This window comes from Geomonas propionica, assembly GCF_016458235.1.
GTDB lineage: Bacteria > Desulfobacterota > Desulfuromonadia > Geobacterales > Geobacteraceae > Geomonas > Geomonas propionica.
The window spans coordinates 37364-50450 of sequence record NZ_JAEMHK010000001.1 but is presented as its reverse complement, the minus strand read 5'-3'; the positions used below and the strand labels follow the sequence as shown (position 1 = coordinate 50450).

Here is a 13087-nt window from a genome sequence, read left to right as displayed (position 1 = left end):
CCCGCAAGGGGGAGGGGGGACAAGGGCAACTTTTGCAATTGATTGGGGCTTTGCTAGCCGCCGACGATGGTGCCGCCGTTGGGGTGCAGGATCTGGCCGGTCATGTAGGAGCCCCCCTCGGAGGCGAGAAAGACGTAACTGTAGGCCACCTCCACCGGCTGCCCGGCACGCTTAAGCGGCACGTCAGTGCCGAACTTCTCGGTCTTTTCCTCTGGGAAGGTGCCGGGGATAAGCGGCGTCCAGATCGGGCCCGGAGCGACGGCGTTGACCAGGATCCCCTTCTCCGCCAGGGAGAGGGCGAGCGAACGGGTGAAGGCGACGATGGCCCCCTTGGTCGAGGAGTAGTCGAGCAGCATTGGGCTCCCTTTGAAGGCGGTCACCGAGGTGGTGTTGATGATGCGGGAACCTTCTTGCAGGTGCTTGAGCGCCGCCTTGGTCAGGAAGAAGTAGGAAAAGATGTTGGTGCGGAAGGTACGCTCCAGCTGTTCCGCGGAGATCTGCTCCAGGCTCTCGCGGTAGTGCTGTTCGGCGGCATTATTCACCACGATGTCCAGCTTGCCGAAGGCGGCCACGGTCTTGCCGACGATGTCGATGCAGAACTGCTCCTGCCCCACATCGCCGCGGAAGGCGAGGCAGCGCACCCCCTCCCGTTCCACGATGTCCCGGGTCTCCCGGGCATCCTGGTCCTCTTCGAGATAGGCGAAGGCGATGTTGGCCCCCTCGCGTGCGTAGGCGATGGCGACCGCGCGGCCGATACCGCTGTCGCCCCCGGTGATAAGGGCGGTTTTCCCCTGCAGCCGCGACGAACCGCGGTATTCGAACTCACCGCTATCCGGCCTGGGGGTCATTTCCGCTTCACTGGCCGGCTGCTCCTGGCGCTGGCGCGGGAAGGGCTTCTCCTCTTGCGGGGTCATCTGTTACCTCCTCTATGGCGGCACGCCATGTGGGGTTGCGGACGGAGCTTAGACTGCTCCCGCGTCCTGCGAACCCGGCCTGGCGGCACTGGCCGACTCCTGAGGGTTCAGCACGATTTTAATGCAGGAATCCTGCTTGTTTAGGAAGGTCTTGTAGGCGCCGGGCGCCTGATCGAGCGACAGGCGGTGCGTGATGATCGACGACGGGTTCAGTTGCTGTTCGGCGACCAGTTTGACCAGATGCGGCAGGTACTTGTGTACGTGGGCCTGCCCTGCATGTAGCGTCAGCCCCTTGGCGAAGATGGCGCCCATGGGGAACTTGTCGATAAAGCCGCTGTAGACCCCGACGATGGAGAGCGTCCCCCCCTTGCGGCACGCCTTGGTCAGTTGGCGCAACGCCGAGGCACGATCCGTTACCAGCCGGAGGGTCTGCTTCACCGAATCGTAAATCCCCTCGATGCCGGTTCCGACCGCCTCCAGCCCCACCGCATCGATGCAGGAGTCAGGGCCGCGTCCGCCAGTCATGTTCTGCAGCGCTTCCGCCACATCCACTTCCTCATAGTTGAGTACCTCTGCGCGGCATTGGGAGTGCGCCATCTGCAGACGGTCCGGGAAGCGGTCAATGCCGATCACCCGCTCGGCACCGAGGTGGCGCGCCGACATCATGGCCATCAGACCGACCGGGCCGCACCCCCAGACGGCGACGGTATCGCCGGGGTTTATATTGCAGTTGTCGGCGGCCTGGTAGCCGGTCGGGCAGATGTCGGTCAGGAGCACCACCTGTTCGTAGGGGATCCCATCAGGGATCTTTTCCAGCCCGACGTCCGCGAAAGGGACCCGCACGTACTCGGCCTGGCCGCCGGAGAAGCCGCCGTACATGTGCGAATAGCCGAAGATGCCGCCGCCGGTGTCGCCGTAGAGGTGCTCGAGCATCCAGGAGTTGGGATTGGAGTTGTCGCACAGCGACCAGAGTTCGTGCTTGCAGTACCAACAGACGCCGCAGGATATCGGGAAGGGAACGATGACCCGGTCGCCGATATGGAAGCGGGTGACGCCGCTCCCGGTCTCGACGATCTCGCCGACGAACTCGTGCCCCATGATGTCCCCTTTCTTCATGGTGGGGACGTAACCGTTATACAGGTGCAGGTCTGAGCCGCAGATGCAGGTGAGCCCGACCTTCACGATGACATCTCCCTTGCTGACGATTTGCGGGTCCGCTACCTCGTCCACCCGCACGTCGTGCTTGCCGTGCCAGCATACCGCCCTCATATACCCCCCTTGTCCGCCGCGTCTCCGGCGGGATAGCGATTTATGCGACCGTCCGCCGGGCCGTGGTTTCCTCTCCCACTTCAAGGATCTGCTTGAGCCTCTTGAGATCTTCCTCGAGTTGCTGCGCGTTGATCCCCTGGGCGAGCTTGGCCGCCACCTTCCCCGCGCCACCGCCGGGGGGGTAGTAGTCGATGGTGACCTTCACCTCAGTGCCGCGGTGTCCCGGCGCCTCCTTGAACTCCACGCTTCCCTTGTTGGGCACGTCCGCTTCGCCTACCGAATGCCAGCTGATCTGCTGGCCCGGCATGTCCTCCATCATCTCGGCGTCCCATTCCGCGCTGATGCCGCCCGGGCCGACCGCCTTCCAGTGCGAGGTGCGCGCGCCGGTCACCTGCACCGACTCCAGGTGCCTCATGAAACGGGGCAGGTTCTCCAGGTTGCGCCAGAATTCGTAAACCTCCTGTGGCGGCAGGCCGATGGTGACCGCCTTGGTAATGGTCAAGGCAGAGTTGTGTGTGTGCACGGTGTCGACCCCCATTGCGTCGTAGATGCCGCAGTGCCCGGTTTGGCCCCGGTACAGGAACATTCCTCCCGCGATCATCATCGCCAGCCCCGAGGCGTAATTCCTCTTGCTGATGCATCTCAGCCCCGACACCGCCAGGGCGGCACCGCCGACGACGGACGCCTTCCTCTCGGCGGGACCTACATTGACACGCCTGTCTCTTCGCCATTCTCTCGACTGGCCGCGTTCGGTTTCACTCGGTTCCATGCCTGATCCTCCCTTGGAAGCTGTTGCCGCTCGCTCTTATTAAGGTCCGGTTTTTTGAATTAGAACAAACTAACATAAGCCGGTTGGTTTGCAACGGGGGAGGGCGGAATTATGGGAGTTATGGGAGCAATGAGAATGATGGGATTTATGGGAGCCAGCGGAGGTAGCGGAGCTGCCGGATTGGGAGTGGGCAGAGTGGCGGGGGGCTGAGGTCGGGGAGCCCCCTCCCCCGGAGGAGGGACAGGGGGGATTTGCCTTTGATCCACCCACCAATCCCGCCTCACCCCGTTTGACACCCGTTCCCCCCTTGGTACATTTCCATCTTCACGCACCCTCCCACAGGAGGTTCCAAGATGGCCAACTCCCGTCAATTGCACCTCCGTCGCGACCCCTTCCAGCGCCCCTCCCTCACCCCCGGCCCCCTCGGCCACAACGATGCTGCCTCACCAGACTCGCCAAGATCATTTGTCGGCGACACACCCGGTCCACTTGGGATGAAGGATCATGGTGATCCAAATATAAAACAATTGAGTGGAAATGTGGCTGGCCTAGGTGGTGCGAGTGCTGCCAGAAGTCGTCAGCCGAAGCCAGTAAATGAATTGTCTTCTGAAGAGGAGTTAGTAAAAGATCCTCGCGTAAAAGCTTTGCTGGATGTAGTCGCGCACGCAGAAGGTGCAGGTTACAACACCATGGTAAAGGGGAAGGGGAGTCAACCTATCACTGATTTCGGGAAGCATCCCAACGTCATTGTTACCCTCAGCAAATCACTGAAAAGCACAGCTGCAGGCAGATACCAATTCCTTCATAGCACCTGGAGTGGATTGAACATGCCGGATTTCTCTCCGAAGTCTCAGGATGAAGCGGCAGTAAAGCTCTTCAAGAGAAGGAATATGTTGAAGCCCCTACTGGCTGGAGCTGTTGAGCAAGCCATACGCAATGGGAATAGAGAGTGGGCAAGCCTACCAGGATCCCCATATGGCCAGCCAACACGAACAATGAAGGAATTGCTTGAGGTTTATACAAGGAGCCTAACAAGGTGGAGTCAACGATGAGAAATTGGGTCAAACAAATCGTGGTGGTAATTCTTCTGGGGGCGGCAAATGCGGCTAATGCAGGCGTTACAGCAAAAGAAATTTCGGGCAAATGGGTAAAGGCTGGAGCTAACTCGGTAGAATGCCTTTGCGGAGAGTGCATAGACATTCAGCCGGAAGGTAAGCCGCAACCATTTTGCGTTGAGTCGAACCAAGTGTACATAACGGTCTTCTATCAGCTCAATGCCAAGCTAAACCAGGTTGATGTGGTATTTGGAGACGTAATTGAGGTTGGCGTTGGTGGGGCAAGCTTGCCTTGGAATCGTTTCGATAAGCACAAGCCCTTGGCAGTGGTAGATGTTTCCGACGTAAAGCACGGAAAGATCAAGGTGAAGTGGTATGGGTTCCGGCTGAAAAACAATAAGTCCTATGCATGGGTTGGAGATTCCTATTCCGGAACGTACACCAGAACAACGGAACGCGACCCGCACAGGTGACGAGATATCACCATGAGCTGTAGAGGCATCCAGTGAATGCTCTGGTAGGCCCCTTGGAGGCGCAATGCCGGTTATTTCCATGTTCTACGGCATAATCATTAGAATGTACCTGCTCGACAACCATCACCACAGCCTACCTCACTTCCACGCTAGATACGCAGAACATGAGGCTTCCATAAGTATCGAAGATGGAAAAGTTTTGGCTGGACAACTCCCACGAAAACAATTTAGGCTAGTTCTGGCCTGGCTAGAACTCCATCGTGAAGAATTGCAGGCGGACTGGGCTCTTGCTGCTCAAGGAGAGAACCCATACAAAATTAAGCCTTTGTGAGGAAAAGATGTACTGGGATGTGAAAGTCGTAAAAGCGATGCCCGATTACCGCATTTATGTCGAAATTGAGGACGGACGCAAGGGCGTCTTCGACGTGAAGCCATATCTGGAGCATGGCGTTTTCCAAGAGCTGAAGGATGTGACATATTTCAACAAGGTAGGTATCTTTCTCGGTGCCGTGACCTGGCCCAACGAGCAGGATATCGCTCCCGAAACGCTTTTGGCTGGCCTCCAGCCAGAGGTGGATCCATGAGCCACGCTGGAGAATGCGAGTACCTGGAGCCCGAAGCCATCCCTGATTTGGAAGCAGAATGCCAGAGGCAATCTCGCCTGGTATTCCAAGGCCGTCACAATCTGGAAGATCTTGAGGAAGTTGCCGAAGTGGCGGACTGGAGTAATGAATGATGCACAATACACAACCTGCCTATACCCCCGAGGAAGTGTCACCTGAGCTGGCATGGAACAGCGGCGGAGTAGCCATCCGTGGTGCTCGGGGCAAAGAGGGACTGGCGCAAAAGCAGTTGGCAGAATTGACGGGTATAGCGCAACACCACATCAGCGAAATGGAGAACGGCAAACGTCCGATAGGCAAGGAAACCGCCAGAAGGCTCGCTGACGTCCTCAATATAGATTACCGCGTTTTTCTATAGCCCCCCCTCCGTATAAAGGCCCATCTTCCCCCCCCCTCTGGGCCCATCTTTCGGTAATTCCCACCCCAAGTGCACCGTCGAAGCCCACCATAACTCCGAACTCACGCCAAAAGGATGTACCCGGTAAGGAAAAATCTTAGCGGCTTCCTTGACAACTGGATTGGCGTGCTTTAATAGTTATACCCACCCACTATGCACAAAAATGGAGGCGACGATGAGCGAACCTTTCGACATTGCAGGCCTAAAGGAACTTTCTGACGGAGATCTGGCGCTATGCGGTGAAACGCTGGCAGACCATCTGGAGGGACACGCAGCCTACAAGGAGCAGGACGTTCCGAAATGTATTCCTGGCCCGGGCATGCTCAGGGATGACTCCCAGCAGGTCAAACAGGCATCGAATGCGGCAAGGCAGGATCCATCGAAAGAGCCCCAAAGGCTTGAGAAGCGCGAAAAGATGATCCAGTCCATAAAGTTCTCCTGCCAGTATGTGGTCATGTACGCGACCCATAATAACGATCCCAGCCACCTCGACGGCGTTCCTGTGAACAGACATCAAAAAGCGCCCCGGACCACCGCCGTGAAGCTGCCCAAGCAGTTCAACAAGTTCAAGGTCAGTCATGGCGACAAGTCCGGAACTATAAAAATCTACGTCAGCAGTTGGGAAGGGAAGGGGAGTGTCGAATTAAAGGTCTGTTATGGCGATCCGGCCTTGGCAGAATCGTGGCAACCGCTGAAGATTTCCCATTACTGTCACTTCACCGTAGAAGGATTGGATCCGGCACGCCGGGCCTACTTCAGGGCACGGCTGATGACCGATGCGGGAGTCGGGCCTTGGTCGGAGGTGAAGGAATTGATCATCATCTAAAGCAAAGACCAGTTCCCCTTTGGGAAGGTAACCCCAGGAAGCGCAGAGTCTTCACTCACGAAGCGCTGCAGAACAACCAGGTTCCCCACTTTGCGAAGGGGGGACAGGGGGGAGTGGTTTTTGATCACACGTTACACCAGCCGGCTGCACCGCAATGCAGCCGGCTTTGCTCTTTCATCCCCCGAACATCCCGCCTTTTACCCCACGAAATGAATCCCAGCCCGAATCCCACTATCCTCACGGCCGCTTTGACACCCAGCCGCCCCTGTCCGCACCCACACGGGTTTCCTGCCGCTCGACCCGCTTGGGTTGGACCTCTTCCCGCCGGAATTCCACAGCCGGGACCAGAATAGTGCTATTTCATCCGAAATTTTCTAATTTCATTTCGAATAGCGCAAATCCCACTCGAGATCTCACTATTCCAACTGAAATAGTGCAATCCTGATGGAAATAGTGCAATTCCGTTTGGAATAGTGAGATCTTGGGAGAAAATACTGAAATTTCAAACCGAATAGTGCAATTCCGACCCAAGATTGCACTATTCCATTTGAAATAGTGAAATCTTGGACTGACTATGCACTATTGCGATGGAATTTGTGGAAATCGAGCTCGAGATTTCACTGTTCCATTATAAATAGTGTAAGCACCACATGGTTTTGGCTAATCTCGCTGAGGATAGTGGTAAACGAACCTCCCACTCCCGTGAGTGGATCGCCGTTAATCCAACTAATACCCAGGAATCGCCTCGGCCTCTTGCGACTTTGAGTCTCTGCGTGAGGTAAAGGAGGTTCTTTCGGAGGGGGGCTAGGGGAATCTGCTTTATTAAAGCCTTACTATGTGTTATTCGTTTTCATTGAAATTCTTGAGGGTTGCGTAAAGCCCGGCGCAGATACTGCCGACAAAGCATCGCCATAATTCCAGTGTCGTTAAAGGGCTGGTCGTGGTAAATTTACCTGCCTTGGGCTCATTTTCAGCCGCAACAACTAAGCCTATCATTGCACAAATGTTGTTCACCTAGTTAACCTACTGGAAGTGAAATGGATAAAGCTTCAAAGACAGCATTCGCAAGACACATCCGTAATTTAGTATCTTTGATGGAAGGCAATACGTACAGTCCTGCTGAAATGGTAGGGACTGTTCTGGACACCTGGTGCTCGCAGAAATTCCCCGGGCTGACACCGGCAAACCTGCCATCCAAGGCTGCTTTACAAAAAGTGCCTTGTTTAGCTTCGTTTATTACCGCTTTAACGGAGCAAAGCTTTTTGGAGGCGGCATATTGGCTAAGTTCTGCGTATGCAATCTTGGTGGGGAAAAAATATCGCAAATCGCTTGCAATGTTCTTTACTCCACCATCTATTACTGAGCGGATCCTCAGTGACCTGGAGTTGGAGGGCGTTCAATTCTCTACCGGCAATTTTTTCGACCCCGCCTGCGGTGGGGCTGCTTTTCTGGCACCCATAGCCTTGAGAATGAAAGCTGCGTTAAAAGCGGAAAAACATACCCCAGACCGCATCTTGCAACATGTTGAATCAAATTTGTTTGGTGCCGACCTCGATGTAACGCTGTGTGCAATGTCACACCAGTTCCTAAAGATGGCTTTGCATGAAGAAATAATTAAAGCTCAGAGAGAGCCGACCTTCAAAATAACCACCTGTGATTCTCTCCGGGATATGGAACATCTGCATGGTGCTATTGATGTGCTTGTATGCAATCCGCCCTACCGCAAGGTAACGCCAAATGAAAGTATAACTTATCGAAGCCACTTTGAAGAGGTTATGCAGTCGCAACCCAACATGTACGGTTTATTCATCGCTTTGAGCGTACGATTGTTGAAGCCAAACGGTGTATGTGCCCTTGTCACCCCGACAAGTTTTCTTTCGGGGCAGTATTTTTCAAAGCTTAGGGTGTTTTTGGTAAAAGAAGCTCGAATCTTGAGAATAGGGATGGTCAGCGATCGGTCCGGCGTTTTCTTTGATGTTGAACAAGAAACGGCTTTGACCATTCTACGGCGCGCGTTGGCTCCCTTTGCAACAGAATTGAAGCCCTCGGTGTCAGTAGTCTCTCGAGATGGTAAATACGTAGATGTAGGGCAATGCATTCTGCCGAAATCTGGTGCGGTGTGGCCTATTCCAAGAGTCGTAGATGATGTGTCGTTACTCGAAAATGCTGCTGTCTTGCCTTTTCGGATAAAGGACTATGGATATAGAGTTCGGATTGGATCATTCGTTTGGAACCGTGATACTAGACCAGTCTTTATGTCGGCTGCAGATACTCATGGCTCGAGTACAGCCGTGCCTTTGCTTTGGTCAAGTGACATAAAGAAGGGAGGGAATTTAATTTTTGATGGTCATGAGAAGAATAATGAAGAGCCGTGTTTTGTCGACTTTGGCGCGAGAACCCATGCCTCAGTCATCCGACGCCCTAGCGTCTTAATTCAAAGAGTGACATCGAACGATCAACCCCATAGGCTTGTTGCGGCAGCTGTTCCGCATTTTATCTTTGAGAAGTATGGTGGCTTTGTCGGAGAAAACCACACGGTGATCTTGGAGCAGGTCGCAGAAGAGCCGGTACTATCACCAAAGGAAATGGCAGATTTACTGACTGCCGATATAGTCGACCGATTCTTTCGGTGTATTTCTGGTGCGACAAATGTCTCGGCTTTCGAACTAAGTCAGTTATCTCTTCCTAACCCGACGTTGTTGAAGAAGATGATTTCGAAGGGGCACGATGTTCAAGAGGCCTTACATATTGCTGTTATAGGCAAGACCCAGGTCGCGCCAAAGTCTTAGGGTCCGGTTGTCTAAGTCCCATCGTATCTGCGAGCGGCCGCGACTGCGGGCATGAGTTAGTGGCTAACCAAAACTAAATTGGTTGAAGCAAAACACAAAATGCCATATGCGAGGAACTATGGAAAAGCTGGAATCAAAACAGATGGTTGCAATGGAAGATAATAATGATCATATAGAAGGTGAACATCTCAAAGTCGCTACTGGAATCCTTGCGCGGCTAGGGGAAGAACTCACTCCTGACCCCGACCAAGGCATCATGGAGTTGGTAAGAAATTCTTATGATGCAGATGCAACTGATTGTGTAATTGAAATCATTGTTGAAGCAACAAACAGGACGTCCCTCCTTATTAGCGACAACGGGGAAGGGATGGATTATCATAATATTAAACATGGCTGGCTTGTTTTAGGAAAATCTAGAAAATCCGAATATCTCCTGACAAAAAAGGGTAGGATTCCCGTTGGAGATAAAGGGCTTGGACGTTTAGCTGCTTTAAGAATGGGCAAAGAAGCGATTCTGATATCCCGCCCGGCTAGCGAACCTGGTATTGAGTACGAAGTCTGCTTGGATTGGGATAAATATGACACAGTCGAGTTTCTTGAGGACGTAAAGCTTGATATAAAAAGACGCGTTACTGACAAAAGCTCAGGTATTGAAATCCTCATCACAGATCTTAGAATACCTCTGAATAGAAGGGAAATAGAACGTTTAGCTCGGCACATTCTTTTACTTTCTGATCCATTTAGTAATGCCACCGGATTTAACCCATCTTTAATTGCTCCTGGATACGATGATATCGAAAGGAAGGTTCGCAATGCGTACTTTGACGAAGCGGAGTATCACTTAATTGCTGAGGTAAATGGATCGGGAATTGCGGATGTGAGGGTTGTTGATTGGAAGGGAAGTGTCCGGTGGCACACCGAAAACTTGAACCCGGAAAAGCAATTTAGTACGGTGGCGGCTAGGTTTGATTTGTGGGTGTTTCTCCTCGACTCCAAGACATTTTCCTCTCGTAATGCGACAAAAAAGGAAGTCAAAGAGTGGTTGAAGGTTGTAGGAGGGGTCCATTTGTATCAACGCCATCTGCGCGTGAGGCCATACGGCGATAGCGGCCATGACTGGCTTGAAATGAATCTTTCCCGAGTAAAAAGTCCTGAAGAACGACCATCTACAAATACTTCGATTGGAAGAGTCATACTCCAAGAGGCTGATGAGCGGTTGGTTCAAAAAACAGACCGAATGGGATTTATCGAAAATGATGCGTTTCATGAATTGAAGCGGTTTGCAAAAGAAGCTCTAGACTGGATGGCAAAAATGCGCCTCAAAGAAGCTGAGGCAAGAAGAGCCAAAGAGAGACAGGACTCCACATCATCCGTAAAGAGACGCACAGAAAAACTTGACGAGATAATTAAGGCGCAACTGCCGGATGATAAGCAGATTATTGTCAAGAAGGCGATCGAAGAATATAAAAGGGCTGTTGGTCGTGAAACAGAAGCACTAAGGGAGGACTTACAATTATATCGGTCTTTAGCTACTGCTGGCACGACCTCAGCAGTTTTTGCCCACGAAGCCTCGAAACCTGCTACTCAAATAGAGAAGGTGTCGGAAATTATTAAAATTCGTGGTGAAAAAGCGTTTGGACAGCAGTATTCCCTTATAGGGAAACAGGTCGAGCTAATCAGAAAGTCAGCTCAGTCACTGCGTAGTTTTGCTTCCCTCCCGTTATACTTGCTTAAAAGGGATAAGCGGCGTGGTGGAAATGTCAATGTTCATGATGTCATAGAAGCTATGCGCATGTTATTTGGACCTTTTTTGGAGAATTCTAAGATTTTGCTCAATCTAGAATTCGTTGATTCTGTGCCTTTCGTAGTCGGAAGTGTTGCACTGCTTGAAGCAATCATTGCGAACCTTATAACTAATACCATCAACGCCTTTAAGGTCGAGGGCGCTAGAACAACAGGTCGGCAAGTTACTGTAAGGACACTGCTGTCAGGAGAAAAAGTCTTAATACAGGTGATGGATAACGCTTTAGGAATTGTAGACATAGATCTTGACGAAATTTGGCTTCCGGGGCGAACAACCTTTGCAGATGGGACTGGCTTTGGCCTTAGCATTGTGCGTGACGCTGTTAATGATCTTTCTGGAAAAGTATATGCCATACCACAGGGTGAAATGGGTGGAGCTGAATTCACAGTCGAATTACCAATAGCAGGAGGCAATGGTGCATAAGCCGATAGAACATCCGAGTTTGAAGATTGATAGAGTAGCGGTGATCGATGATGATGAGAAAGAAATAGAAATTGCTGTGTGGCAAATTGAAGATGCCGGGCTCGAGCCTGTTGTGATAACTGGCCCGTTCGAGAACATAGATGATCTGATGGCGAAAATCATGTCGTCTGCTCAGGCGGCCCTATGTGACCATAGGCTAAATCCATATGGCTACGCTACCTTTAACGGTGCGAGTTTGGTAGCTAGATTATACGAGAATAAAGTTCCTGCCATATTAATTACTCAATACAATGAGATGGACACTGCCGTGTCAATACGAGAATGGCGACGTCACATCCCCGTGCTTCTGCCAAGGCATCAAGCAACGTCTGAGACGATAGTTAAAGGCTTTGAAAAATGCTTGTCAGAGTTGTTCGGTAACATACACCTAAACCGCAAGCCTCATCGGGTCCTGCTACGCATTGACAACTTGACTCAAGATGGGGGTGAAAATGTAATTGATGCGTTTCTTCCCGGGTGGGATTTTCAAAGAGCAGTTAGGTTTCCTGCTGCGTTAATTCAATGCGAAATCGAACCGAAAGTAGGCCAATACCTCTTCGCCAAGGTAAACATTGGATCCGTAGACCCAGACGAGCTGTTCTTCTTCGATTTTGAAGTTGCTCCAGAACCTGAGGAGGATGATGGTCTTGCATAAGTTAATTGTAATGGATGTAGGGCATGGTAATTCAACAATACTTGTTGATTCTGGTGGGGCAATGGTTATTGATGCACCTTCTGGTGCTACATTGATGGAGGCGCTAGAGCAGTTAGCGGTCAAGGAACTTGCCTATATATTTGTGTCCCACCCTGACGCAGATCACATTGGTGGCCTGACCAACCTGTTGCTGAACCAGGACATCACAGTTAGAAGGGTGTTTATAAATCAGGAGAAAGCCAAGAACTCAAAAGCTTGGACTGATTTTAGGGTTGCTGCTGGTGATGCCAGGCGTAGGGGGACCGAAATTCACACTGAGCTTACAACGACCCTTTCAAAAAAGTTAGGTTGTGGAGAGGTAGAAGTCGAAATTTTATCTCCATTCCCAGAAAATGTATTAGGTGGTGTCGGAGAGAAATTGCTAGAAGGTAAAACAATCCAGCAGAACACGATGTCTGTTGTAATAAAGATTGTTTACAAAGGGGTCCCCATTGCCTTGATTCCTGGCGATATGGATGCCTCTGCCCTCGATTACATGTTAAAAGAAGGAGCTGACGTTACTGCTGCAATGCTGGTTTATCCTCATCACGGTGGCCATTGTAAAGCAGATAACGAAGCTTTTGTCAAATCTCTCACTGAAGCGGTTAATCCCTCAATTGTTGTTTTTTCAATGGAGAGGGGCCGGTATGACAATCCGCAACCAACGGTTGTCAAAAGCGTTAAGGAGGCTGCCCCTGACGCACATATAATATGTACCCAACTCTCAATGCGCTGCTCCGCAGAGTTGCCTTCCGGCACCCCCAGTCACCTGCTGGCTTTCCCGTCAAAAGGAGTAGCTTGTAACTACTGTTGCGGAGGAACAGTAGTTATAGACTTAGATACTGATATGGCAGATCTAAAGAAGGTTTTCTCGCGGCACTCTAAATTCGTTGCTGAAAGAATTACTTCCCCCCTCTGTCGGGCATAGAAAAGGCAGGGAACGATCAAGGGGGAGGGGACATTCTAGGGGAATCTGGGGTCAGGCTTGCAAAGTTGCAAAGTTGGGTTAGCT

General features: G+C 51.7%; 14 protein-coding genes. 11 read left to right on the top strand and 3 right to left on the bottom strand.

Annotation, left to right across the window (positions count from 1 at the left end):
* Positions 1-53 precede the first annotated feature (53 nt).
* From JFN90_RS00240 to JFN90_RS00230, 3 genes are read right to left on the bottom strand one after another with little or no spacing between them, the layout of a single operon-like run.
* Complete coding sequence (locus tag JFN90_RS00240) at positions 54-914, bottom strand: SDR family oxidoreductase (RefSeq protein ID WP_199393098.1); 861 nt, start codon at positions 912-914, stop codon at positions 54-56.
* Positions 915-962: 48 nt separating this feature from the next.
* Complete coding sequence (locus JFN90_RS00235) at positions 963-2183, bottom strand: zinc-dependent alcohol dehydrogenase (RefSeq protein ID WP_199393097.1); 1221 nt, start codon at positions 2181-2183, stop codon at positions 963-965.
* Positions 2184-2223: 40 nt separating this feature from the next.
* Positions 2224-2952: an SRPBCC family protein gene (locus tag JFN90_RS00230; protein WP_199393096.1), complete on the bottom strand. Its 729-nt coding sequence runs from the start codon at positions 2950-2952 to the stop codon at positions 2224-2226.
* A gap of 353 nt (positions 2953-3305) precedes the next feature.
* On the opposite strand from JFN90_RS00230, the gene JFN90_RS00225 reads away from it, so the two are divergent.
* The 11 genes from JFN90_RS00225 (at position 3306) to JFN90_RS00175 (ending at position 13003) form a co-directional block, all read left to right on the top strand.
* A complete protein-coding gene (locus JFN90_RS00225) occupies positions 3306-4004 on the top strand; it encodes a glycoside hydrolase family 24 protein (protein ID WP_199393095.1) in 699 nt (232 codons plus the stop codon).
* The gene (locus JFN90_RS00220; protein ID WP_199393094.1) at positions 4001-4480 is read left to right on the top strand and encodes a hypothetical protein; all 480 of its coding nucleotides are present in this window, start codon (positions 4001-4003) and stop codon (positions 4478-4480) included. Before JFN90_RS00225 ends, JFN90_RS00220 begins: the two co-directional genes overlap by 4 nt.
* 64 nt (positions 4481-4544) lie before the next feature.
* On the top strand, positions 4545-4811 hold the full coding sequence (locus tag JFN90_RS00215) for a DUF4160 domain-containing protein (protein WP_199393093.1): 267 nt from the start codon (positions 4545-4547) through the stop codon (positions 4809-4811).
* A 7-nt stretch (positions 4812-4818) separates the two neighbouring features.
* Positions 4819-5064: a DUF2442 domain-containing protein gene (locus JFN90_RS00210; RefSeq protein ID WP_199393092.1), complete on the top strand. Its 246-nt coding sequence runs from the start codon at positions 4819-4821 to the stop codon at positions 5062-5064.
* On the top strand, positions 5061-5216 hold the full coding sequence (locus tag JFN90_RS00205; RefSeq protein ID WP_199393091.1) for an antitoxin MazE-like protein: 156 nt from the start codon (positions 5061-5063) through the stop codon (positions 5214-5216). Before JFN90_RS00210 ends, JFN90_RS00205 begins: the two co-directional genes overlap by 4 nt.
* Positions 5213-5461, top strand: coding sequence for a helix-turn-helix domain-containing protein (locus JFN90_RS00200; protein WP_199393090.1), 249 nt, complete (start codon positions 5213-5215; stop codon positions 5459-5461). The genes JFN90_RS00205 and JFN90_RS00200 overlap by 4 nt, the downstream gene beginning before the upstream one ends.
* Positions 5462-5675: 214 nt before the next feature.
* Entirely contained in the window at positions 5676-6326 is a 651-nt protein-coding gene (locus tag JFN90_RS00195; RefSeq protein ID WP_199393089.1) for a fibronectin type III domain-containing protein, read from the top strand.
* A gap of 1037 nt (positions 6327-7363) precedes the next feature.
* A complete protein-coding gene (locus JFN90_RS00190; RefSeq protein ID WP_199393088.1) occupies positions 7364-9115 on the top strand; it encodes an HsdM family class I SAM-dependent methyltransferase in 1752 nt (583 codons plus the stop codon).
* A gap of 118 nt (positions 9116-9233) precedes the next feature.
* Entirely contained in the window at positions 9234-11342 is a 2109-nt protein-coding gene (locus JFN90_RS00185; RefSeq protein WP_199393087.1) for a sensor histidine kinase, read from the top strand.
* The gene (locus JFN90_RS00180) at positions 11335-12036 is read left to right on the top strand and encodes a response regulator (protein WP_199393086.1); all 702 of its coding nucleotides are present in this window, start codon (positions 11335-11337) and stop codon (positions 12034-12036) included. The genes JFN90_RS00185 and JFN90_RS00180 overlap by 8 nt, the downstream gene beginning before the upstream one ends.
* On the top strand, positions 12029-13003 hold the full coding sequence (locus tag JFN90_RS00175) for a ComEC/Rec2 family competence protein (protein WP_199393085.1): 975 nt from the start codon (positions 12029-12031) through the stop codon (positions 13001-13003). Before JFN90_RS00180 ends, JFN90_RS00175 begins: the two co-directional genes overlap by 8 nt.
* Positions 13004-13087: the final 84 nt, after the last annotated feature.